This is a genomic window from Neobacillus drentensis, from assembly GCF_036962125.1.
GTDB classification, from domain to species: Bacteria; Bacillota; Bacilli; order Bacillales; family Cytobacillaceae; genus Neobacillus; species Neobacillus drentensis_B.
The window spans coordinates 315,767-338,283 of sequence record NZ_JBALOA010000014.1; the positions used below are offsets into that span (position 1 = coordinate 315,767).

General features: G+C 36.1%; 25 protein-coding genes and 1 riboswitch. Of the genes, 21 read left to right on the plus strand and 4 right to left on the minus strand.

The annotated features are described in order from the left end of the window. Positions 1-30 precede the first annotated feature (30 nt). From resA to V7121_RS13370, 9 genes are all read left to right on the plus strand, one after another. On the plus strand, positions 31-555 hold the full coding sequence (gene resA, locus V7121_RS13330) for a thiol-disulfide oxidoreductase ResA (RefSeq protein WP_335546795.1): 525 nt from the start codon (positions 31-33) through the stop codon (positions 553-555). 20 nt (positions 556-575) lie between these two features. After that, on the plus strand, positions 576-2,198 hold the full coding sequence (gene resB / locus V7121_RS13335) for a cytochrome c biogenesis protein ResB (protein WP_335546796.1): 1,623 nt from the start codon (positions 576-578) through the stop codon (positions 2,196-2,198). Next, positions 2,199-3,386, plus strand: a complete 1,188-nt coding sequence (gene ccsB, locus V7121_RS13340) for a c-type cytochrome biogenesis protein CcsB (protein ID WP_335546798.1) — start codon at positions 2,199-2,201, stop codon at positions 3,384-3,386. A 184-nt stretch (positions 3,387-3,570) separates the two neighbouring features. After that, on the plus strand, positions 3,571-4,287 hold the full coding sequence (locus tag V7121_RS13345; RefSeq protein WP_335500682.1) for a response regulator transcription factor: 717 nt from the start codon (positions 3,571-3,573) through the stop codon (positions 4,285-4,287). Continuing rightward, positions 4,284-6,062, plus strand: a complete 1,779-nt coding sequence (locus tag V7121_RS13350; RefSeq protein ID WP_335500680.1) for an ATP-binding protein — start codon at positions 4,284-4,286, stop codon at positions 6,060-6,062. Before V7121_RS13345 ends, V7121_RS13350 begins: the two co-directional genes overlap by 4 nt. A gap of 214 nt (positions 6,063-6,276) precedes the next feature. Beyond that, positions 6,277-6,828: an RNA polymerase sigma factor SigX gene (sigX, locus tag V7121_RS13355; RefSeq protein ID WP_335500678.1), complete on the plus strand. Its 552-nt coding sequence runs from the start codon at positions 6,277-6,279 to the stop codon at positions 6,826-6,828. Then, entirely contained in the window at positions 6,803-7,978 is a 1,176-nt protein-coding gene (locus tag V7121_RS13360) for a negative regulator of sigma-X activity (RefSeq protein ID WP_335500677.1), read from the plus strand. Before sigX ends, V7121_RS13360 begins: the two co-directional genes overlap by 26 nt. A gap of 207 nt (positions 7,979-8,185) precedes the next feature. Further along, positions 8,186-8,932 (plus strand): peptidoglycan DD-metalloendopeptidase family protein, encoded by a 747-nt coding sequence (locus V7121_RS13365; RefSeq protein WP_335500675.1) that lies wholly within the window; start codon positions 8,186-8,188, stop codon positions 8,930-8,932. Between the two features lie 136 nt (positions 8,933-9,068). Next, positions 9,069-9,201, plus strand: a riboswitch (FMN riboswitch). Between the two features lie 167 nt (positions 9,202-9,368). Then, entirely contained in the window at positions 9,369-9,953 is a 585-nt protein-coding gene (locus tag V7121_RS13370) for an ECF transporter S component (protein ID WP_335546800.1), read from the plus strand. A gap of 108 nt (positions 9,954-10,061) precedes the next feature. On the opposite strand, the gene V7121_RS13375 is transcribed toward V7121_RS13370, so the two are convergent. Next, entirely contained in the window at positions 10,062-10,310 is a 249-nt protein-coding gene (locus tag V7121_RS13375; protein WP_215043208.1) for a ferredoxin, read from the minus strand. 261 nt (positions 10,311-10,571) lie between these two features. On the opposite strand from V7121_RS13375, the gene V7121_RS13380 reads away from it, so the two are divergent. From V7121_RS13380 to V7121_RS13400, 5 genes are all read left to right on the plus strand, one after another. Next, on the plus strand, positions 10,572-11,609 hold the full coding sequence (locus tag V7121_RS13380) for a helix-turn-helix domain-containing protein (protein ID WP_335546802.1): 1,038 nt from the start codon (positions 10,572-10,574) through the stop codon (positions 11,607-11,609). Next, positions 11,609-13,120: a RecQ family ATP-dependent DNA helicase gene (locus tag V7121_RS13385; protein WP_335546804.1), complete on the plus strand. Its 1,512-nt coding sequence runs from the start codon at positions 11,609-11,611 to the stop codon at positions 13,118-13,120. The genes V7121_RS13380 and V7121_RS13385 overlap by 1 nt, the downstream gene beginning before the upstream one ends. Continuing rightward, the gene (locus V7121_RS13390; protein WP_335546806.1) at positions 13,117-13,722 is read left to right on the plus strand and encodes a CPBP family intramembrane glutamic endopeptidase; all 606 of its coding nucleotides are present in this window, start codon (positions 13,117-13,119) and stop codon (positions 13,720-13,722) included. The genes V7121_RS13385 and V7121_RS13390 overlap by 4 nt, the downstream gene beginning before the upstream one ends. Beyond that, positions 13,719-14,408, plus strand: a complete 690-nt coding sequence (locus V7121_RS13395; protein ID WP_335546808.1) for a LysM peptidoglycan-binding domain-containing protein — start codon at positions 13,719-13,721, stop codon at positions 14,406-14,408. The genes V7121_RS13390 and V7121_RS13395 overlap by 4 nt, the downstream gene beginning before the upstream one ends. Before the next feature lie 90 nt (positions 14,409-14,498). Continuing rightward, positions 14,499-14,954 (plus strand): YpbF family protein, encoded by a 456-nt coding sequence (locus V7121_RS13400; RefSeq protein WP_335500663.1) that lies wholly within the window; start codon positions 14,499-14,501, stop codon positions 14,952-14,954. Positions 14,955-14,983: 29 nt separating this feature from the next. On the opposite strand, the gene V7121_RS13405 is transcribed toward V7121_RS13400, so the two are convergent. From V7121_RS13405 to V7121_RS13415, 3 genes are all read right to left on the minus strand, one after another. Further along, positions 14,984-15,553 (minus strand): manganese catalase family protein, encoded by a 570-nt coding sequence (locus V7121_RS13405; protein WP_335546810.1) that lies wholly within the window; start codon positions 15,551-15,553, stop codon positions 14,984-14,986. A gap of 170 nt (positions 15,554-15,723) precedes the next feature. Beyond that, on the minus strand, positions 15,724-15,984 hold the full coding sequence (locus V7121_RS13410; protein WP_144547518.1) for a spore coat protein CotJB: 261 nt from the start codon (positions 15,982-15,984) through the stop codon (positions 15,724-15,726). Continuing rightward, a complete protein-coding gene (locus V7121_RS13415) occupies positions 15,981-16,211 on the minus strand; it encodes a spore coat associated protein CotJA (protein WP_335546812.1) in 231 nt (76 codons plus the stop codon). Before V7121_RS13415 ends, V7121_RS13410 begins: the two co-directional genes overlap by 4 nt. Positions 16,212-16,358: 147 nt before the next feature. On the opposite strand from V7121_RS13415, the gene V7121_RS13420 reads away from it, so the two are divergent. The 7 genes from V7121_RS13420 to V7121_RS13450 all read left to right on the plus strand — a co-directional run bounded on the left by V7121_RS13420 (position 16,359) and on the right by V7121_RS13450 (position 22,433). After that, positions 16,359-16,994: a CBS domain-containing protein gene (locus V7121_RS13420; protein ID WP_335500654.1), complete on the plus strand. Its 636-nt coding sequence runs from the start codon at positions 16,359-16,361 to the stop codon at positions 16,992-16,994. 55 nt (positions 16,995-17,049) lie between these two features. After that, positions 17,050-17,418: a hypothetical protein gene (locus V7121_RS13425; protein ID WP_335546814.1), complete on the plus strand. Its 369-nt coding sequence runs from the start codon at positions 17,050-17,052 to the stop codon at positions 17,416-17,418. A gap of 24 nt (positions 17,419-17,442) precedes the next feature. After that, positions 17,443-18,225 carry a metallophosphoesterase gene (locus V7121_RS13430; RefSeq protein WP_335546816.1) on the plus strand — a complete coding sequence of 261 codons (783 nt, stop codon included), beginning with the start codon at positions 17,443-17,445 and terminating at the stop codon, positions 18,223-18,225. A gap of 75 nt (positions 18,226-18,300) precedes the next feature. After that, positions 18,301-18,882: a genetic competence negative regulator gene (locus V7121_RS13435; protein WP_335500647.1), complete on the plus strand. Its 582-nt coding sequence runs from the start codon at positions 18,301-18,303 to the stop codon at positions 18,880-18,882. A 233-nt stretch (positions 18,883-19,115) separates the two neighbouring features. Next, the gene (locus V7121_RS13440; protein ID WP_335500645.1) at positions 19,116-20,393 is read left to right on the plus strand and encodes a Glu/Leu/Phe/Val family dehydrogenase; all 1,278 of its coding nucleotides are present in this window, start codon (positions 19,116-19,118) and stop codon (positions 20,391-20,393) included. A 103-nt stretch (positions 20,394-20,496) separates the two neighbouring features. Continuing rightward, positions 20,497-21,480, plus strand: coding sequence for a YpdA family putative bacillithiol disulfide reductase (locus V7121_RS13445; RefSeq protein ID WP_335500643.1), 984 nt, complete (start codon positions 20,497-20,499; stop codon positions 21,478-21,480). Further along, positions 21,477-22,433: an asparaginase gene (locus V7121_RS13450; RefSeq protein ID WP_335500641.1), complete on the plus strand. Its 957-nt coding sequence runs from the start codon at positions 21,477-21,479 to the stop codon at positions 22,431-22,433. The genes V7121_RS13445 and V7121_RS13450 overlap by 4 nt, the downstream gene beginning before the upstream one ends. Positions 22,434-22,517: the final 84 nt, after the last annotated feature.

Genomic DNA, 22,517 nt, shown 5'->3' on the forward strand with positions numbered 1-22,517 from the left:
GTGTCAGGTGATTTACTGGGAGGGTTATTAATGAAAAAACGGCGATTAGTAATAAGATCCATTATTTTACTTTTATTAGGATCTGCCGTTGTTTACTCGCTTTATGCTAATTTAACGAGAGATACCAAACAAAAAGTAGCAATTGGTTCCGAGGCTCCTGATTTTGCATTGGTCGATATGCAAGGAAATAAGCATCAGTTATCGGACTATCGCGGTCAAGGGGTATTTTTGAATTTCTGGGGAACCTGGTGCCCTCCCTGTAAGAAGGAAATGCCTTATATTAATAATCAATATCATCAATATAAGGACAAAGGGGTACAAGTATTGACAGTAGATATTCAAGAATCTGAGCTTGCTGTTAATCAATTTGCAGACCGTCTTAAGCTGGATTTTCCGATTATGATTGATACGGATAAAGAAGTTATGAATACCTATGGAATTGATCCGCTTCCAGCTACATTTCTTATCGATAAGAATGGCAAGGTTGTCAAATATTATACCGGTGAACTTACAGAAGATAAAATAAGGGAGTTTATGGAGAAAATTAAACCTTAAGGTTATAGGGAGTTTTTTCAATGAATGATGTGAAATGTGAATGTGGGCATGTGAATCCCCATGGTACCGTATTATGTGAGGCCTGTGGAAAAGAGTTGATGATTGGAACTATCACTGATCAACTTATTGATATGCGCTATGAAGGTAGTGCACGACGTTCACAAACATACAATAAAACTATTATTGATAAAATATGGAATTTTTTTTCATCAGTTAAGGTTGGCGTTTGGCTGATTATTATTACCCTAGTTGCATCATCCCTTGGGACCATATTGCCGCAGGAAATGTATATCGACTTACCTGCGGATGTATACTACGAGCAAGAATATGGCTGGTTTGGTAAATTATATTACCAATTAGGATTTAATAACCTATATGGTTCCTGGTGGTACTTAATTTTGATTGCGATGATTGGTATCTCGCTAGTAATTTGTAGTCTTGACCGGGTTGTGCCTTTATATAAGGCCCTTAAAGCTCAAAGAGTAACTAGACATGAAGGTTTTTTAAAGCGTCAACGTGTTTTTGGTGTGAACGATGTAGTCAGTGAAAGTGACTTGACTGTAATAAAAAAACAACTGAAGGAAAGACACTACCATATCCGTGAAGAAAATGGTGATGTTTTAGCAGAAAAGGGTCGCTTTTCCCGCTGGGGTCCGTACGTTAACCATGTAGGGTTAATTATTTTCCTATTTGGTGGTATGCTTCGTTTTATTCCAGGGATGTATGTAAATGAAGACCTGTGGGTCCGTGAAGGTGAAACCGCTATTGTTCCTGAGACGGATGGACAGTTCTACCTTCATAATAATAAGTTTATTCTGGAACATTACGACAAGAATAAAGATAAGACTTTTGAAAAAGCGATTAATAAGGCCGGGGAAGTTGTAAAAAATTATCAATCCAACGTTGTCTTATATAAGCGGGTTGGACAAAATCTTCCTGGTGAGAAACCAAACCTTAAGAAGATTAAAGATTATAAGGTTCGGGTTAATTTACCACTTCAATATGAAGGGTATTCTGTTTTTCAGGCTTCATTCAGAAATGAATTAAATAAGATGTCATTTGCTTTAACAAATAAACAGACTAACATCTCAAACGGCGAACTTACGATAGACCTAAGAGATCCCCAGATGAAGTATGATCTTGGCAAGGGATATTCGGTTGAGATTCTAAACTATTTTCCGGATTTTGAATTTGCTAAAAATGGCGAGCCGACAACAAAATCAAGAATACCCAATAATCCTGCATTTGTCTTCCGTATGGTCACTCCTGACAAGCCAAAAGGGGAAACTAGTTTTGTAGCTATCAAGCAAACAATTGAACCCTTCGGTGATAATCGATATAAAATGACTTTTAAGGGAATAGAAACCACAAATGTTTCCGGATTTATTGTTCGAAAGGATTCAACATTGTGGGCGATTATATTAGGTGGAATCATCTTTATGATTGGAGTCATTCAAGGCGCTTATTGGAACCATCGCCGCATCTGGATTCAAAACAAAAACGGTCAGGTTTGGATTGCAGCCCATACAAACAAAAATTGGTATGGATTAAAACGAGAAATTGAAGGGGTATTGGCAGATACGAAACTTTCCGTGCCAATCGATCAAGCGCAAATAGAAGAAAATGAAAAGGGGGGCGTCTAGTTGGCAGCAATAAGCAGTAATTTATTATTTATTTCTTTTATCCTATATTTAGTTGCAACCCTATTTTTTGGAGGATCAATTAAGGATAAAAAAACAGGAAATGAAAAGGAAGGAACCAATCGATGGGGGAAAATTGCCGTCTTATTAACAATTGTTGGTTTTATTTCGCAGCTCGGGTACTTTATTACTAGATGGATTGCAGCAGGGCACGCTCCTGTAAGTAATATGTTTGAATTTACAACATTCTTTGGGATGGCTCTTGTTGGTGCATTTATTGTTATTTATTTCATCTATCGAACGACCTTACTAGGATTATTTACAATGCCTGTTGCTATACTGGTAATTGCCTATGCTAGTATGTTTCCTAAAGATATTACTCCACTAATACCAGCATTACAAAGTTACTGGCTCCATATTCATGTAACTACTGCGGCGATTGGGGAAGCGATATTAGCGATTAGCTTCGCTGCAGGTCTTATATATCTGGTTAAGGCAATTGACCAAACTAAATCCAGCAAACAAACATTTTGGCTTGAAATGGTCATGTTTGCATTAGTTGCCGTCCTCGGTTTTGTAGCGGTTTCATCAATTTTTTCAGGAATGGGTTATCATGAAAAATTTAATTGGATCGATAAACACAAGAATGAGGCTGTTGTCGAATATACGATGCCTGCCATTTCCGGTCCACATGAAGGAGACCTACTCACTAAGGGTGGATTTAGTCCATTGTTTGAGGTGCCTGCCTTCATCAATGCCAAAAAATTAAATACAGTTATTTGGTCACTAATGGCGGGACTTGTTATATACGGCCTCATTCGATTGATTTTAAGAAAGCGGATTGCAGCAGCGCTGAAACCGATTGTTAAAAACATTAAACTAGACTTTGTAGATGAAATCAGCTACCGCTCGGTACTAATTGGTTTCCCTGTATTTACTCTTGGTGCACTTATTTTTGCGATGATCTGGGCACAAATGGCCTGGTCAAGATTTTGGGGATGGGATCCCAAAGAAGTTTGGGCATTAATTACTTGGTTATTCTACGCAGCCTTTTTACATCTACGTCTTTCAAAAGGGTGGCATGGAGAAAAATCAGCCTGGTTAGCTGTAATAGGATTTGTTATTATTATGTTTAACCTTGTTGCCGTTAATCTTGTTATTGCAGGACTTCATTCTTATGCTGGATCTTAATTTGGTAAAAGCTTTGACTGTTAATTTTATAGCCTTCACTTATTTATGAGTGGAGGCTTTTTTAAAAAAATAATTGTGAATTGAGTTTGTCATATTTTTGACACTTTTTATAGGAGTAATTAGCACGAAAATATAGCATATTACTATACCGTTTTGTAAAATAAACTCTATGGGGGGATTAATAATGGATAAAGACGTAAAAATTTTAGTTGTAGATGATGAAGAAAGAATTCGCCGTTTATTAAAAATGTATTTAGAGCGTGAAGACTATACAATAGATGAAGCAGAAGACGGGAATGAGGCATTAGAGAAAGCGTTTGCTAATGATTATGACGTCATTCTTCTTGATTTAATGATGCCTGGTAAGGATGGAATTGAAGTTTGTCGAGAATTAAGAGATAAAAAAGCAACTCCTGTTATTATGCTTACCGCAAAAGGTGAAGAAATTAATCGCGTCCAAGGGTTTGAAGTGGGGACTGATGATTATATTGTCAAACCTTTCAGTCCGAGGGAAGTGGTTTTACGTGTCAAAGCCCTGTTAAGAAGGTCATCACAAACTAGTTACTTGCAAACTGAAACGACAACGAAAGACGTTATTGTATTCCCACATTTAACTATTGATAATGATGCTCACAGAGTCACCGCAGATGGTAAAGAAGTCAGTTTAACTCCAAAAGAATATGAATTACTTTATTTCCTGGCGAAAGCACCGGATAAAGTATTTGATCGAGAACAATTACTTAAAGAAGTTTGGCATTATGAATTTTTTGGTGATTTACGAACTGTCGATACCCATGTAAAGCGTCTCCGTGAAAAATTAAATAAAGTTTCTGAACAAGCTGCAAGAATGATTGTTACTGTTTGGGGTGTAGGTTATAAATTTGAGGTTATTAATGAATGACCCTTTTAAGAAGTGTTGTAGGTAAGCTATGGTTAACGATTCTTTTATTAGTATCATTTGTTCTATTTATTTTAACAATCATGCTTCTTGAATTTTTCCAAAACTACAATGCTGATGTAATGAAGAATGATTTAACCAATACAGCTAATAAAATTGCAAATGTTATAGAAAAGCATCCGGATGATAAATTACCGCTTGGTTTAGAGATATCCTGGGAAATTATCGATAAGGTTAATAACGTAGTAATTGTTAAAAACGAGAATGAAATTTACTACTCACCAAACACTGGCGAAAAAAAACAGTTATCATTGACAAAAATTAAAAATGATCCAAAATTATCAAAAGTATTAAAAAAGGGTTCTAGTCTAGAGGAAATATCTACTCTTGGATTTGACGGTGATGCAAAGGATGCTAAGTATTTAATTAGTGGTGTACCTTTGCATCTTCCTGGGGAAAAGCATAGTGCCGTTTTCATTTATCAATCATTGGAAGTTATGCAAGAAACAACCCATGAAACAACCAAATTTATCCTTTTAGTTGCCGGTGTTGCCATTATCCTTACAACTATTTTTGCCTTCTTTTTATCAACTAGAATCGCTGCGCCATTGAGAAAGATGAGGGAAGCAGCCTTTGAAGTGGCGAGAGGGAAGTTTGATACCAAAGTTCCCATTCTTACCGGTGATGAAATTGGTGAACTAGCAACTGCGTTTAATCAAATGGGAAGACAATTAAAGTTCAATATGAGTGCTCTAAGCCAGGAAAAAGAACAGTTGTCGAGTATCTTAAGCAGTATGGCAGATGGGGTTATTACTTTTAATCGGGATGGTACGATTCTAATTACCAATCCTCCAGCTGATCGTTTTCTCCAATATTGGTATTATGAAATGGGCGGATTTAGTTCAGACGCCGAAGCAATCCCGCCAGAAGTAATGGAACTATTTCAACAAACTGTAGATTCAGAGGAAGAACAAGTTGGTGAAATTTCATTTCAAGGCAGGCATTGGGTGATTCTCGTCAGTCCATTATACAGTAACCGGTTTATTCGTGGTGCAGTGGCTGTGCTGAGGGATATGACAGAAGAACGTCAGTTAGATAAGATGAGAAAAGACTTTATTGCCAATGTTTCTCACGAACTTAGAACGCCTATATCGATGTTACAAGGATATAGTGAGGCAATCGTAGACGATATTGCTGAATCGCAGGAAGAGAAAAAGGAAATGGCGAAGGTCATTTATGATGAATCACTGCGCATGGGCAGGCTTGTTAATGAACTATTAGATTTGGCACGAATGGAAGCAGGGCATCTCCAATTAACAATAGAGGAAATTAATATTTCTTCCTTCATTAACCGAATCATTCATAAGTTTCAGGGATTAGCAAAAGATAATGAAATTCAGCTATTTGCTGAAATTGAAAATGGAATCAACTCTATTTCCTTTGATCCTGACCGAATCGAGCAGGTACTTACAAATTTAATCGATAATGCAATCAGACATACGCCTAAAGGCGGTTCGGTTAAATTAAGTGTGACATCGGAAGACAAGGGGATTATGATTCGCGTCAAGGATTCTGGCTCAGGTATTCCAGAAGAAGACTTGCCATTTGTCTTTGAGAGGTTCTATAAGGCGGATAAAGCCCGAACGAGAGGAAGAGCGGGGACAGGTCTCGGACTAGCTATTGCAAAAAATATTATTGATGCACATTATGGGAATATCTCTGTTCAAAGTAAGCTTGGTCAAGGAACGACATTTTCCTTCTTGCTACCTCGAAAATAGTAAAATCAACAAGTTTTTTGCCGATTGTTCTTGATTCACGAGGAACAATTAACAAAAAAACTCATCCCACCACAGGATGAGTTTTTTTGTTACCTATACTGGGAATTGTATTCCAATTTATCTCTTTATTTTTGTCACAAAAAAGTCTATATTTAGAAGGTGAAACTTTTTATACATATAAGTCGACTAATATTATGAACGGGGAGGGGAATTGATGGACTCCGTTTTCGATGAACTCTATCAAAAATATCATCATGACGTTTTTCAATTTCTATTTTATATGGTTAGAAACAAAGAGCATGCAGAGGATCTGGTCCAAGAGGTATATATAAGGGTATTTAAATCTTATCGTCGATTTGAAGGGAAAAGCAGCGAAAAAACATGGTTGTTTTCGATCGCAAGAAATGTAGCGATAGACTTTTTCAGAAAACAAAAAGGCTGGAAAGAAAGATTAATGGAAAAGTTTGATTGGTCAACTGATCAGCTGAAGGATGGGTACCCTATACCAGAAGAAATTACTGTCCAAAGGGAAGAAATCAAGTGCATTTATACCTGTCTGGAATATTGTACGATGGATCAACGCGCTGTCATAATTCTTCGTTATATACAAGATTTATCAATTGCAGAAACAGCACAGGCGCTTGGGTGGACAGAAAGTAAGGTAAAAACCACACAACATCGTTCGTTGAAGGTTTTGAAGAAACATATGGAATTATCATATGTAAAGGAGGGATCAGCAAGTGAAAAAGTCGGAGTGGAGCGATAAGCAGCTCGAAGAATTATTAAGGCAAATGCCTAAAATACAAGATGATCGCAATCCTCGTGACATATATCAAAATCTTACTTTAAGAAAAACAAAATCAAAACAATGGCTGATACCTGGTCTCGCTACCGTGGCAGCATTACTTATATTTTTCATCTTAGTTCCTAAATTAATGGTTGGGACTCATTATTCCGAGGATCAAGCAAGTCAGGAAAAATCAACAGAGCAGCAGGATATGCAGAATGCTGAGGAAAATTCAACCATTACATTGAAGAAGGATGATACAAGTTCACAAGCAAGAACATTTTCAGGAGCGAAAAAGATAGAACTAATCAAAACGGCTATCTATGATGAAGAAGTAGGGAAGGGAACTGTTTTAACTTATTGGATTCCTGATCCACAAGTACAAATACTTGTACCCGTTTCAACCTTAGTTGATAATGCTGATAAAAAAACATGGCTTACTTTATTTAATGAAACTATGGTGAAATTAAAGGAGCAGGAATGGGGATTAAGTGAATTTTATCCACTAAATGCTACATTGAAACTGGATAATAAAAATAAAGCAGTTTTGGTTGATGTGCCGGAAAATCATCAATATGGACAAGGTTCAGCGACAGAGACCAACTTTATGAATGTGTTGCAAAAAGATATTTCATCCAATAGTAATCTAAAAAAGGTAAAATTTTCAACAAATGGTCAGCCTGGCATTGAGTTAGGAAATTTTGGGACTAAAGAAGAACTAGATATTCCACAACAAGAGAAACATGCTTATTTCTTCTATTATCCCGAAGGCAATGAATTCCCTTACTTAGTCCCATCTATAGAAACTTATAAGGATATTAAGACTGCTTTAGAAGCAATGAAGAAGGACCAACCTATTCTCGGGTTAAAAAGTTCACTTTTACCATTACTTCCGATAAGTGAAGTTTCTATTAGTGGGAAAACATTAGATGTATCAATTGCGGAAAATTCCGGTCTTCAAGATGATCAGTCTACAATTAACGCTTATGAGTCTCTGTTATTGACCGCTAAAGAATTTGGGTTCGAAAAAGTCATGATCGAAAATTCTCCATTAAAAATGCTTGGCTCTTTTGACCTAACTAAAGAAAACAAAGTTCCACTGGCTCCCAACGTTCGGACAATTCAGTAGGCATTTTCAATCAACCATTTTGTACTGGTTGGTTTTTTTTTATTCTATTGTAAATATAAACAGTTATTTAATGAATAAAATATATGCTGACTCCAAATTATAACAAGTATGCCTAATCACTCCACCAAGAAGGAATGTGTTCTAAACAGTAACTTACAAACATATTGTGTGGAGGAGGAAAAGAACTAAGGAGGATGGAAAAGGAAAATGCGAGATTACATAAAAAGGGTTTTAATCGCCCTAATTATGGCGCTATGTGTCAGTTTGTTATTTTTAGGTGGAAAACATTCAGAAGCAAGTATGAAGGAAGACAAAGAAGTAAAAGATGGGTGGATATGGCCTGCTGATGGGGTTATATCTGATACATATGGAACAAGAATGGGCAAACATAAGGGAATTGATATTGCAGGTAAATTGAATACACCTGTTCTTGCCGTTGAGGACGGTAAAGTAGAAAAATCTTATTACTCTAATACATATGGAAATGTGGTGTTTATTAAACATCCTAGTCATTTTGTTACTGTTTACGCACACTTAAACAAGCGTAATGTTTATAAAGGTCAAATTATTAAGCAAGGTACCGTAATAGGAAAGATGGGGAAAACAGGACAGGCTACTGGAACCCATCTTCATTTTGAAACCCATCAGCAAGAATGGAGATATGATAAGAAGTTTGCTTTGGATCCAGAAAAGATATTAGGGAAAGCGGAAACTGGTGAGACCGTACAGGGGGGAATTGCTTCGAGGGTTGACGATGTCTTGGAGGCAAGTACCCATATAAAACTATTGAATGAAGACAAGGCGATAGTGAAAAAGAAGCAATACATCGTCAGACAGGGAGATACATTGTATTCAATTTCGAGGACGAGCAACATTTCGGTGAACCGCATCAAAGAACTCAACCATCTTTCCACGGATTTAATTAAACCTAATCAAATATTAAAAGTTAAATAAGTTAACAAAACCCGTAGACTTCAGTCTGTGGGTTTTGTTATTTAAACCGAAGAAAGTTACAAACTAGTTAAAACAAAACCTTTTACTTAACAAAAAGTAAGTTCTGCAGTATAATTAAAATTGTAATTTAATATCGATCTATCTTCGGGGCAGGGTGAAATTCCCGATCGGCGGTATTTGAGTTTAACTCATAAGCCCGCGAGCCGTAACAGGCAGGATTTGGTGCGATTCCAAAGCCGACAGTATAGTCTGGATGGGAGAAGATGGAGGTTCTGCAGACGTTCAAAAAATTATATATTAATGAACGTTTATTAAGCGTGCCTTTGTAAACTCCCTCAAGCAAAGATTGTTGAGGGAGTTTTTTATTTACATAGGTTGCGGTTGTTTGCTGAACCTCTCTTCCTAAACGCGATGGATCAAAAAAGGAGAGAGGAAGATGAAAAAAATGAAGAAAAAGAGGAAAATGAATGTAAGGGCTTATGTGTCAATTGGAATGCTGAGTAGTATAGCGTATTTATTAATGCTATTAAACTTTCCTTTGCCGCTATTTCCCAATTTCTTGTTTGTCGATTTCAGCGACATCCCAGCATTAATTGCCACTTTGATTTTTGGACCGGTTGCAGGAATATTAGTTGAGTTCTTTAAGAATGTCCTTAATTATATCGCGACAGGAAGCCAAACGGGAATTCCTGTCGGTCATATAGCTAATTTCGTTGCAGGAATTGTGTTTATCCTGCCAACATATTTTGTTTATAATAGAATTAAAACTAGAAAAGGGATGACAATTGCATTAATTGCTGGTTCAGGAATTATGGCTGTGATGATGAGTTTATTAAATTACTTCTTCATACTTCCAGCATACACTGTTCTTATGGGCTTTCCAGACATGAGGCACTTGGTAGTGCCGGCTATCTTGCCTTTTAACATCTTAAAAGGGGCGATGATGTCTGTTATCTTTATGCTCTTATTCATTCGAATGCAAGCCTGGATTAATAAGTATACAACCATCAAAAGTGCCTAATTAATGTAACAGGGGATAAATTTCCCCTGTTATTTTATTTAACAAAAAATAAAACCCCTCACCAGTAAGGGTGAGAGGCAGTAGCTTAAACTTTATTATTACAGGATATTATTCAAATTTAGTTGGATTGCCGTCAAACGGCTCGTCTGCAACTTTAATTGAATCAGTAGGACAACCTTCAAATGCATCCATCATGTCATCGATTAAAACATCTGGAATTTCAACAATTCCTTCATTTTCATCAAGAGTTACGAAAGCAATGCCTTCATCATCGTAATCGTAAATATCTGGAGCAGCTGCTCCGCATGCACCACAAGCGATGCAAGTTTCCTTATCAACAATCGTATACTTTGCCATGAAAAAAAACCTCCCAGTAAAATAAAAAAGATTATACTTACACATTCTCCATCATCGTATTGAAAACGGATAACTCATATCTATTGTAAAACTGTATCGACAACTTTTCAATAGAAAAATACCAAGAGAACCTTAGATAATATTGTTGATTTTCTAATTCTAACACATTTTTAGACAACAAGGTCCTCGGTTTCATGGTAGAATAAAGAAGAAAAATGGGTATTTTGTCGATAATTCTCGAAAATGTGGTGGGAGGTTCGTATGCAGCAGATTGAATCCATCATTCTATATTGTAGTAACCAAATAAACAGGGAACGGACTATTTATTCCATATATCATCTTTTAAATGGAAAGAAGTCATCACAAACCATTCAAGATGCCCATTTATTTTCATTGAAAAAATTTTTTGGGATATATGACCAGTTGTCACGGGAGGATTTTGAAGAGATTATCCAAGGGATGCTCAATAAAAGTTGGATGAAAATTATTGGAAATCACCGATACTGTCTAACTAGTCATGGAATGACACTTCTTGAAGCAGGACAACTGCCAGAGTATATAAATGGATGGAATTATAACCATGTAACCAATCTATTTTGGGAAAGATTGTCGTTATTAATTCAGGTAGTTTCCAATATTATGTTTGGAGAAACAAAATATATACCTATCCAGAAAAACCAAGAGGTTCATAAGTGGATAAAATTCTTCTTAAAGAATGTAAATATACCTAAAATCGAAATCGGATCTACTGCTTATTCTGAGCTGCTGGAATGTTTTAAGGCTGGAAGTAGTGTTGATCCATCGTTAGTCGTATTTCGATTAACTGGTTTTCATCAAATTGGATTGACCCCTCATCAGGCTGCAAGACAATTAAACTTGAATATTCACGATTACCAAATTGGGTTCACAAATACTCTGCATTATTTACTTAGTTACATTAAGGAAGATGGTAAGCAATATAAAATCTTACCTTACCTAATATACGACCTAATGCAAAATGATGAATTAACCCTCACTACTAGGAAAACACAGAGATTATTAAATCAGGGTTATACGCTTGATATGATTGCGAATATAAGAAAATTAAAATTAAGTACAATAGAGGATCATCTTGTTGAATTAGCTTTAAATATGGAAGGTTTCTCAATCGATTCTTACGTTGATAAAGAGTTACAAAAGGAAATTTTAGAAATTTCACAGCGAATAGCAACCAAACAGTTAAAGTTAATTAGAGAAAAGATAATGAATGCAACATATTTTCAAATAAGGTTGGTACTGGCCAAATATGGTGATAGATAATGGAATTAGAAAAGCTTTTAAAAGAACATTTTGGTTATCAACGTTTTAAGACTGGACAAAAAGAAGTAATCACATCAATATTATCTGGTCAACATACGCTTGCAATGCTGCCGACAGGTACTGGAAAATCCTTGTGTTACCAACTACCTGGACTATTATTAAATGGGCAAATATTAATTGTTTCTCCACTCCTCTCACTTATGCAAGATCAAGTGGAACAATTTAAAAGATTTGGTGAGAAGAGGGTAATCGCCTTGAATTCTTTTCTTTCTGGACAAGAAAGGCAGGATGCCTTTAACCACCTTAATGAATATAAATTTATATTTACTTCACCTGAAATGCTTAAAATTCCTTCTATCCTTCGCAAACTTCAAGAACTTACGATTGCTTTGTTTGTGGTAGATGAAGCCCATTGCATTTCCCAATGGGGTTTTGACTTTCGTCCAGACTATTCAAAACTAGGTGAGATACGGAAAAAATTCGGCAATCCGCTAACACTTGCACTGACTGCAACAGCTACTACAAAAGTGCGTGAGGATATAATTGGTTCACTAGATTTAGAAGAAGTGGTAAAGATAGAATCAACGATAGACCGTCCTAATATCGGTTTTTATGTAAAAGAGTTAGATGACTTCCGCGACAAGCAAGCAACAATTCTGGATTTAGTGGCCAACTTAAAAATGCCGGGTATCATTTATTTTTCTAGTAAAAAAGTAGCCGAACACATGGCTTTAGTATTAACAGAAAAAGGAATTTGTCAGGCGATGGCTTATCATGGCGGATTAGACCAAAATACAAGAATTCTAATCCAACAACAATTTATTTATGGGCAATTAGATGTTATTTGTGCAACAAGTGCTTTTGGTATGGGAATTAATAAGGAAAATGTTCGCTTTATTATCCACTATCACATGCCAATGCAAATAGAGTCCTATCTCCAGGAAATCGGAAGAGCGGGCCGCGATGGCGAGCCCAGTATTGCCATTCTCCTATATACGCGAGGGGATGAACAACTTCCTCTTCAGCTAGCTGAGAGTGAATTGCCATCAGAACTGCAAATAGACTGGTTATTTAAATCAAACGAGGAAAAGATTCTAAAGGATGGAAAGGTCACTTTAAATAGAGAATTAATGAACCTAGGGGGCTTTTCAGAAATTCAATGGCGGATTGTTGAGGATTTTGTAAATAACTCATCAGTTGAAACAATAAATTATGAACAAATACAAATAACCATTAAGGAATTTGTTAAGGAAAGATTAGCAACTAAAAAGAATAATATTTTTCGTATGAAAACTTGGATTGAATCTAATACGTGTAGACGTGAACAGATTTTACGGTATTTTGATGAAACACTACATGAAGTGGTAAACCCTTGCTGTGACATATGCGGCATTCAATTAAATGACTATCAAAGAATTCATTCCAGTAATATTCCTTCGGAAAAAGTAACTGAACAGACCTGGAAGGACTATCTTGCCAAAATTCTAATTAATAGTGAGCTGAGGGAATGAAAAAGAAGTATTATGAATTAATTAATGGTTTAACGGATAAGGATTTGCTTTTTCATCTTTATATGACACAGACAATTCTTTGTGCCATCTCATTGATATTAGGGTTTATCTTTTTTGACCATTTTTCCTATTTAGATAAAATAATTTTGGATGACGTTCACATTTTTACAATTGGTATCCCCGCCGGGCTAATTATTGTAATGATTGATATTTTTTTAATGAAACTCCTGCCGACTTCCTTCTATGATGATGGAGGTTTAAATGAGCGGATTTTTAAATATAGGAAGATGATACACATAATAATTATTGCTCTTTTTGTAGCTTTTAGTGAAGAATTGTTGTTTAGGGGAATTATTCAAACAAAAGTAGGACTAATTTTGGCTAGCATAATTTTTGCAATTATCCACTATCGTTATCTTTTTAATTTGTTTTTATTTGTCAATATTGTTCTATTAAGCTTTTTTATCGGAATAATTTATGAATGGACAGACAATTTAGCTGTAACTATCGTTATGCATTTTGTTATTGATTTTTTATTAGGTATATATATTAAATTTAAAAGCTCAACTGAAGACGATGTACAGGGAGGAGAGACATCATGAATAATGAAGAACCATTTAGGGACCAAGCAGAAAGATTAAAAAAGCGAATAGAAAAAATTAATGAGAAATTGGACGACAAAGAAAATTTACCTCCGCGTGAGCACATTCATCGTCAAAAGAAGAAAAAAACAAAATGGAAACTTAAATATCCAGTGATTCGTTTATTAGTTTTGTCGTTTATCCTTCTACCAATTATTATTTTTAGTGTTATCTCATATCAAAACGGAACTAAAAAAGTAGATGGTGTACAAAAGTCTGGGGACGATTCAGTTGAAACTATAAATTTGGAAAAATCAAATGAGGCAGAGGAAACACAGGTAGACAACTTAGATCAATCGGAGGAGGCCATTTCTGACACGAACGATACCGAAGAGTCTAAAGGCCAGGAATCACAAATAGAAACGACTAGCGGATCATTAGACAATACAACTGATAACGAAAATAATACAACTGTAAATCAAAATAGTAATAATGAACAAGAAAAAGAGACAGAAACAACGGATACGACTGAAATAGCAAAAAATTCGGTTGTTACACATATCGTTAAACCTAATGAAAATCTATACAGATTAGCAATGATGTATTATCATTCTCCAAAAGGGATGGACATTATTATAAAAGCTAATAATCTTCAAAGTAAGCAAATTAATACCGGACAAGTTTTGAAAATACCACTAAACAACTAGCCAATCCATAAAGGATTGGTTTTTTTTTCGCCGAAAAACATAATAAATAGGACAAGTTCATATGTATATATAGAAATGGAGGGTGGTAAAATGGATTCTCCAATCCAATTACTTGAAAATACGGATCAGGCAACAAAGCAAGCTTTAGAAAATGTGAGAAAAAGGAAAGAAAAGTTTGACCGCTTTAAAAAGCGCCATATTCTCTCAATCTGGGCAACAATTATTATAGCAAGTAGCTTTTTTATCTATTTATACTTCACAATTGCTAAGGTTTATTCCTATTCTTTTGCGGCGATGTTCTCTGCGTTTGTCAATGATTCCAATAACTTTACCTTTTTAGTCTTTTGTGTAGGAATGTACGGAACAATGAATTTACTGAAAACGAAAAGGGATAAGGCTGAAAAGGAATATCATGAATTACGCTGTGAAATTGTCGACCGCAGTAAGGATTACTGGAAAAAAGAGGAGGAATGGAAAAGTCGTCATATTGTCTTTGAAATGATGAAAAGTAAATATGACATTAACCTATATCATGAAAAAAAATAAGAAGCAGTACAAAACTGCTTCTTAGCCTTTTAAAATACTTTCTTTTTTCCCTGTTCTTCTTTTAATATTTCTACTGCTTCACGGAAGCGTTGTGAATGAATGATTTCCCTTTCTCTTAAAAACCTTAGCCCATCATTTAAATCAGTATCATCACTCATATTAATAATCCATTGATAGGTGGCCCTTGCTTTTTCTTCCGCAGCGATATCTTCATAAAGATCGGCAATAGGATCGCCTTTAGTTGCAATATAGGAAGCGGTCCAAGGAACTCCTGAGGCATTATGGTAATAAAGACCTTTATCATGATTTACATAATGGTCTTCAAGGCCCGCCGCTTTAATTTGCTCAGGTGTGGCATCCTTTGTTAGCTTATAGATCATTGTCGCAATCATTTCAAGGTGGGCAAATTCCTCTGTTCCAATGTCAGTCAGAAGTCCGATTACTTTATCAGGAATGGTATAGCGCTGGTTTAAATATCGAAGTGCTGCAGAAAGCTCCCCGTCAGCACCACCGTATTGCTCAATTAAATATTTTGCCAATCTTGGATTACAAGTACTGACGCGAACCGGATATTGTAATTTCTTTTCATAAATCCACATTTACACCAATCCCTCCTCTAAAAATATTAAGGGCGCTTCCGCTTACCTAGATAATTATCCAGCTCCAGCGCCCAGCGGCTAGTGTACTTCGCTCTCCGCCCTACGATAATTCAANNTTATCTCAGTTGGAGCGCTCCAGTCCATACGCAGCTAAACGGGCGCTTCCGCTTTTATACTTGCCAAGGCCAAGGTGTGTCGTCCCAATTCCATGGATAACTTGAGTAACTATTACCAAATTGCAATAAAGGTCCAAATTGACTTTCAAAGGCCTTTTTTAGATGTTTTCTCTCTTTGGCGTAATGATTGAATTGATTGATGGCTTCAAGGTCATCATTGTGGGTATCCAAGTAAAGAGTCAGTTCGACTAAAACAAAGTCAACTGCCTGCAGCTGCTCCATTAATTGATAATATTCGGCAGGAACTTGTTTCATTGAGGCAATCCTCCTTTACCAGGCTCAAGTGGACTAAACCAAGGATCGTAAAATGCCTTCCAGAGTGTACCAGCTCTAAGGGCTTCAAGGGGTGAGAATTGTGGAAGATTTTGCGGCTGGAAGCCCATATATAAATTAGGTGGGGTAGAATAGGCTTTTTCTAGAATCGGCTTACAAGGGTCAAACGGACTGGCAAAAGGATGATATGTTTTGAAATGTGTATTCATTTTAGCCCTCCCTTTATTCAACATCATTTAATAATATGATATATTCCTTTTTCTATGACATAATCTCAAAATATAAAGGGGATTTTTCAAGCCTTGTCGAAGTATAATAGATAGATAAAGCAAGATTTTATTTTGAGGTGATGGGAATTGTTCGTAAAAAATATTATGATTCCAAAGCATGAATGCTTTACTGCGCAAGAAAATACTACACTTAAAGAGGCGCTGGAAAGTTTGGAAAAGCACCAAATTGACGGATTGCCAATTTTGAGTGGGGATAAATATGCAGGAGTTGTGACAAGATATAACATTTATCAGAGTTATTTTGAATCGGAAAAACCAAGAGAGGAGTTTTTAAACTCAACTTTTGTAAAAGATGTTGCCACACATCATGAAAAAGTTTTAGAAGGCGGAGAATTATTTGAGAGAACACTACTTGATTTAAAGGATTTTCCGTTACTAGCCGTTGTTGACTCGAACAAAAATTTCCTCGGAGTGGTTACACGCTCGGATGTTATCAGTTCTTTTGAAAGTGCCTTTGGCGTAAATCGCCCTGGTGTTAGGATTGCTTTTACTTCAGTCGAAACCGAAGGACGGATTGCACGTTTGTCTGAAATAGCTCATCAATTCCATGAGCATATTATTTCGCTTGTAACCTTTGATGAAACGGATAAACTTGTCCGTAGAATCGTTATGAAGATTGAGAAAAAAGATAATATCGATCGATTTACAAAGAAGTTGGAAGAACATGGGTTCAGAATATTGAGCATTCAAGAAGATCAATAACCTGTAGATGGTAAGTTTTTAAAACCCTCTCATACATTGTATGGGAGGGATTTTTATGTTGATAAAAGTAGTGAAGTTTTTAGTGATTTTTTTATGTGGTTATATCGTAATTAAATGGGTTTCAATACAACATCCCTTTATTTTAGCTGATTTCTTTATAAGTTTGGTCGTAAATCCATTAAAATTTTTTGCAGCAACTCTGGTTTTTTTTATTGGATTTCTCCTTACAGGCAGAGTCTTCCGTGAACTTATCGTAAGCATAAAAAAAGCTTGGCATAAACCAAAAATATTTGATGTAAATATTTTCTTAGAATATCTCTGGTTCCTGATTATTTTTTCATTTCTATTTTATTTAGGTTGGGAGTTGACGCTTGTCTTTTTTAGTTTAAGTCTTTTTTATGGTATGATTTCCATTGAACGTTAAGTTAAGAAATGGGGAAAGAGACAGATGGTCATTACTTTGGTTATTCTCTGCATCTTTGGTGGATGCCTTCTTATATATATGATACGAGAAGCTTTTTTAAATAAAATCATTGAACAAGAGTTGAGCTTTCCAGATTTTCCTCAATCTCTTGGAAAGGTTTCCATTTTTTTTATTTCAGATATACATAGGCGGAAAATTTCTGAAAAAGTAATTACCCCGACGATAGGGAAAGCGGATATTGTTATCATTGGAGGGGATTTAACAGAAAAAGGGGTCTCCCTTGAAAAAGTTAAAGCAAACCTGATGAAATTAAAGCAAATTGGTCCAGTTTATTTTGTTTGGGGAAACAATGATTATGAAGTGGATTATCATAAATTGGATGCCATTTTGCTGGAATTGGGGATTAAAGTTTTAGCAAATACTGCAGTTACCTTTGAATCCGCAGAGGGTGAAAAATTATCTTTACTGGGTGTTGATGATTTAAGTCAAGAGCGTGATCGACTTGATTTAGCACTAATGGATGCAGAAGAAACGGGCTTTAAGATTTTAGCCAGCCATTTTCCAAGTATTACAGAAAAGATTCTTCCAGAGCACAAGATTCGCTTAGTGTTAAGCGGTCATACTCATGGAGGACAAATTCATATATTAGGATATAGTCCCCATGAACGAGGGAAGATAAAAATTTTAGAGAATACAACCATTCTTATCAGCAATGGTTATGGAACCACAGCAATTCCATTGAGGTTAGGGGCACCAGCGGAATGCCACTTGATTACGATAAATGGTAATACAGAAAAGAAAGGATAAACATAGACAATTCACCAACAGAACCCTGGGGCATACACTGAAAACAAGAGTTATGTCACGGCAGGGGGCAAAATCATGCGCTTAGAACGCTTAACAGCCAATAAAATAAAAATTTTTCTAACCTCTGATGATCTATTTGACAGGGGGCTCTCCAAAGAAGATATTTGGAAAGACTCCATTAAATGGAATCAGCTTTTCCATGATATGCTGGAAGAGGCAAGTGAGGAATTTGATGTTGATATTCAAGGTTCTGTAGCGGTAGAGGTGTTCTCCCTCCAGGCCCAAGGGATGATATTGATTATTACCGTTGACGAAGTAATCGAAGATGAAGAAATATTATATGATGGTTTTATAGAAATGCAAGTACGGGTTGAAGGTTTTGAGGACCTTTTGTATGAATTTGATGAATTTGAAGATATTATTGGTCTTGCTAAAAGACTTTCCACGCTAAATATTTATGGTGGTAGTCTCTATGTCTTGAATAACCGCTACTATCTGGTAATGGAAAATTTAGAATCCTCATTAAATATAAAGGCAGCATGTGTTTTATCTGAATTTGGAAATGCATCTATTTTAAGCCCATACGTGCTAGCTGAATATGGGAAAAGAATAATCGATAATAAAGCGGTGGAGACCATTGTTCAATTTTTTAAGTAACCTTACTTTATTGAATAAATGAACTTGAAAGGGCGCCACCGCCCTTTTAAAAAATAGATATTGAGCAATAATATTTCGCCATTTTCATATTTTCAAACCATTAAAACGTGAAAATGGCAGCGTTTACATATTCCGCGTTTTATCTGTTTTTTTTCTTGCATAAATGTATTAATGGTGTATACTTGTGTCTGAAAGCTGACAACATACGTAGCATTTTTTAGGGAGGATTTCAAATGGTAGCCGAAAAAGCTAATGAAAAAACTAATCAAGAGGAAAAGCATGATGTGTTGAAATCGACACAAACAGTTATACATAATGCCCTTGAAAAGTTAGGTTATCCTGAAGAGGTATATGAGCTTTTGAAAGAGCCATTACGTTTAATGACAGTTAAAATTCCAATTAGAATGGATGATGGATCCATAAAAATATTTACGGGCTACCGCGCCCAACACAATGATGCTGTGGGGCCAACAAAAGGTGGGATTCGGTTCCATCCAGGAGTAACAGAAACGGAAGTGAAAGCCCTTTCAATCTGGATGAGCTTAAAATGCGGAATTGTTGATCTCCCTTATGGCGGGGGTAAAGGCGGTATTGTGTGCGATCCTCGAGATATGTCCTTTAGGGAGCTTGAGAGATTAAGCCGTGGGTATGTTAGAGCAATCAGTCAAATTGTAGGACCAACTAAAGATATTCCTGCACCAGACGTATTTACTAATTCACAAATTATGGCTTGGATGATGGATGAATATAGTCGGATTGATGAATTTAATTCTCCAGGTTTTATTACGGGGAAACCACTTGTTCTTGGAGGATCGCATGGGCGTGAATCTGCTACCGCTAAAGGTGTGACAATTTGTATTCGAGAGGCTGCTAAGAAGAAAGGAATTCAAATTGAAGGCGCAAGGGTGGTAATCCAAGGTTTTGGTAATGCGGGCAGCTTTTTAGCCAAATTTATGCACGATGCGGGTGCAAAGGTAATTGGTATATCTGATGCCTATGGTGCCTTGCATGATCCAAATGGACTTGATATTGATTATTTATTGGATAGACGAGACAGCTTCGGTACGGTTACCAAATTATTCAATAATACGATTACAAATAAAGAATTGCTTGAACTTGATTGTGACATTCTTGTTCCAGCGGCGATTGAAAACCAAATTACTGAGGAAAATGCTCATAATATTCGTGCAGGGATTGTGGTTGAGGCTGCAAATGGTCCAACCACACTCGAAGCAACTGAGATTCTTACTGAGCGGGGAATTCTTCTTGTTCCCGATGTATTAGCATCAGCAGGCGGTGTAACAGTATCTTATTTTGAGTGGGTTCAAAATAACCAAGGATATTACTGGTCTGAGGAAGAAGTAGAGGAAAAACTTGAAAAAGTAATGGTAAAATCATTTAAAAATATTTATGACACTGCTCAAACCCGCCGAGTAAATATGCGTCTAGCTGCTTATATGGTTGGGGTTAGAAAAATGGCAGAAGCCAGTCGCTTTAGAGGTTGGATTTAATAATATTACTTAACCATTGAAACATAGTAAAAAAACTCCTATCATAGACGATAGGAGTTTTTTTACAATGACTGTATGTTTGTTTTTAAGGAGTGTATTATATATGCAATTAGAAGATGTTATTATTGTTGGCGGCGGTCCATGTGGTTTAGCAGCGGCTATCGCACTTCAAAATAAAGGGATAAAACCGTTAATCATTGAGAAGGGGAATGTAGTAAATTCCATTTATCATTACCCTACCCACCAAACATTTTTTAGTACAAGCGAAAAGTTAGAAATTGGAGAAGTTCCCTTTATTACAGATAGTTATAAACCAAAAAGAAATCAGGCCCTTGTTTATTACCGCGAAGTAGCAAAACGCAAGCAACTAATTATTAATGCGTTTGAGGAAGTTTCAAAAGTAACAAAACAGGATGATCAATTTCTTGTTTATACTAATAAGAACAACTATTGTGCACGCTATGTAATCATTGCTACCGGTTATTATGATCATCCGAATTATATGAAGGTTCCAGGTGAAAATTCACCAAAAGTCCATCACTATTTTAAAGAAGGCCATCCATTTTTTGATAAGGATGTATGTGTTATTGGCGGGAAGAATTCTAGTGTTGACGCTGCCTTAGAACTGGTAAAAGCGGGTGCCAGAGTAACTGTTTTATACCGTGGAGATACATATTCACCAAGTATTAAACCATGGATTCTCCCTGAGTTTGAGTCATTAGTACGCACTGGGACCATTTTGATGGAATTTAACGCCCATGTAAAGGAAATAACAGAGACACAAGTAATATATACAAAAGACAATGAAGAAAAAATAATTAAAAATGATTTTGTGTTTGCTATGACTGGATACCATCCAGACCATCAATTTTTGAGGAACATGGACGTAAAAATTGATGAGGAATCAGGCAGGCCATCGTTTAATCCAGATACAATGGAGACTAATATTGAGGGAATATATATTGCAGGTGTAATTGCGGCAGGAAATAACGCAAATGAAATATTCATTGAAAATGGCAGATTTCACGGTGAAGCAATCTCTCGTTCAATCATTGAAAAAGATACTAAAAGGGTGACTAGGAAATGAAAAAGGTAGTCTTATTAACTACAGGTGGAACGATCGCAAGCAAGCCCAATAAAGATTCGGGTAAATTAGCATCAGGAGCCTTAACTGGTGAGGAATTAGCTAGTATGTGCCAATTGCCGAATGATATTGAAGTGGTTGTTGAATCCGTTTTTCAAAAAGCGAGCATTCATATTACTTTTGATGATTTAATACTTTTAAAGAATAAAATTGAGGACTATTTTAAGGATGATGATGTGTCTGGTGTGGTTGTCACACATGGTACAGATACAATGGAAGAAACCTCTTATTTTCTTGATTTAACAATTAAGGATTCCAGAACTGTGGTAGTGACAGGCTCACAGCGTTCTCCTGAGGAGCTAGGCAGCGATGTATTTATTAACCTACGTCATGCCATTTATTGTGCTTGCTCTCCTGATTTAAGAAATGCAGGGACCGTAGTTGTTTTTAATGAACGGATATTTGCTGCGAGATATGTAAAAAAAGAACACGCTTCAAATATTCAAGGCTTTAATGCCTTTGGGTTTGGATATCTCGGCATCATTGATAATGATCAAGTCCATGTGTTCCAAAAGCCAATTAAAAGAGAATATTTCGAAGTGAAAACATCCATTCCTCAAGTTGAGATTATTAAATGTTATATTGGTGCAGATGGGAAATTTATTAAGGCAGCGCGTGAGGCAGGTATTGCTGGTATTGTTTTAGAGGGAGTGGGACGTGGACAAGTTGCCCCTAATATGATGACAGAAATTGAAAAAGCGATTGCCCAAGGAATTAAACTAGTTATCACTACAAGTGCTGAAGAAGGATCTGTTTATACCACCTATGATTACGAAGGAAGTGCCTATGATTTATTTAATAAGGGAGTAATTCTTGGAAGTGACAACGACTCTAAAAAAGCAAGAATTAAATTGGCTGTTGCCCTTGCTAGTAATTTACAGGAGATTAAGTTTTAGTTCTAAACCAGTTAAAAGATAAGTACTTTATCTTAATTGGAATGAATCTTTCATTTTCTTTATAGAGTATACATGATACGATTA

Bases quoted from the DNA above. Each gene is read 5' to 3' on its own strand.
- resA (WP_335546795.1), top strand. From the start codon at position 31: ATGAAAAAACGGCGATTAGTAATAAGATCCATTATTTTACTTTTATTA.
- resB (WP_335546796.1), top strand. From the start codon at position 576: ATGAATGATGTGAAATGTGAATGTGGGCATGTGAATCCCCATGGTACC.
- V7121_RS13345 (WP_335500682.1), top strand. From the start codon at position 3,571: ATGGATAAAGACGTAAAAATTTTAGTTGTAGATGATGAAGAAAGAATT.
- V7121_RS13350 (WP_335500680.1), top strand. From the start codon at position 4,284: ATGACCCTTTTAAGAAGTGTTGTAGGTAAGCTATGGTTAACGATTCTT.
- sigX (WP_335500678.1), top strand. From the start codon at position 6,277: ATGGACTCCGTTTTCGATGAACTCTATCAAAAATATCATCATGACGTT.
- V7121_RS13365 (WP_335500675.1), top strand. From the start codon at position 8,186: ATGCGAGATTACATAAAAAGGGTTTTAATCGCCCTAATTATGGCGCTA.
- V7121_RS13370 (WP_335546800.1), top strand. From the start codon at position 9,369: ATGAAAAAAATGAAGAAAAAGAGGAAAATGAATGTAAGGGCTTATGTG.
- V7121_RS13375 (WP_215043208.1), bottom strand. From the start codon at position 10,310: ATGGCAAAGTATACGATTGTTGATAAGGAAACTTGCATCGCTTGTGGT.
- V7121_RS13380 (WP_335546802.1), top strand. From the start codon at position 10,572: ATGCAGCAGATTGAATCCATCATTCTATATTGTAGTAACCAAATAAAC.
- V7121_RS13385 (WP_335546804.1), top strand. From the start codon at position 11,609: ATGGAATTAGAAAAGCTTTTAAAAGAACATTTTGGTTATCAACGTTTT.
- V7121_RS13390 (WP_335546806.1), top strand. From the start codon at position 13,117: ATGAAAAAGAAGTATTATGAATTAATTAATGGTTTAACGGATAAGGAT.
- V7121_RS13395 (WP_335546808.1), top strand. From the start codon at position 13,719: ATGAATAATGAAGAACCATTTAGGGACCAAGCAGAAAGATTAAAAAAG.
- V7121_RS13400 (WP_335500663.1), top strand. From the start codon at position 14,499: ATGGATTCTCCAATCCAATTACTTGAAAATACGGATCAGGCAACAAAG.
- V7121_RS13405 (WP_335546810.1), bottom strand. From the start codon at position 15,553: ATGTGGATTTATGAAAAGAAATTACAATATCCGGTTCGCGTCAGTACT.
- V7121_RS13410 (WP_144547518.1), bottom strand. From the start codon at position 15,984: ATGAAACAAGTTCCTGCCGAATATTATCAATTAATGGAGCAGCTGCAG.
- V7121_RS13415 (WP_335546812.1), bottom strand. From the start codon at position 16,211: ATGAATACACATTTCAAAACATATCATCCTTTTGCCAGTCCGTTTGAC.
- V7121_RS13425 (WP_335546814.1), top strand. From the start codon at position 17,050: ATGTTGATAAAAGTAGTGAAGTTTTTAGTGATTTTTTTATGTGGTTAT.
- V7121_RS13430 (WP_335546816.1), top strand. From the start codon at position 17,443: ATGGTCATTACTTTGGTTATTCTCTGCATCTTTGGTGGATGCCTTCTT.
- V7121_RS13435 (WP_335500647.1), top strand. From the start codon at position 18,301: ATGCGCTTAGAACGCTTAACAGCCAATAAAATAAAAATTTTTCTAACC.
- V7121_RS13440 (WP_335500645.1), top strand. From the start codon at position 19,116: ATGGTAGCCGAAAAAGCTAATGAAAAAACTAATCAAGAGGAAAAGCAT.
- V7121_RS13445 (WP_335500643.1), top strand. From the start codon at position 20,497: ATGCAATTAGAAGATGTTATTATTGTTGGCGGCGGTCCATGTGGTTTA.
- V7121_RS13450 (WP_335500641.1), top strand. From the start codon at position 21,477: ATGAAAAAGGTAGTCTTATTAACTACAGGTGGAACGATCGCAAGCAAG.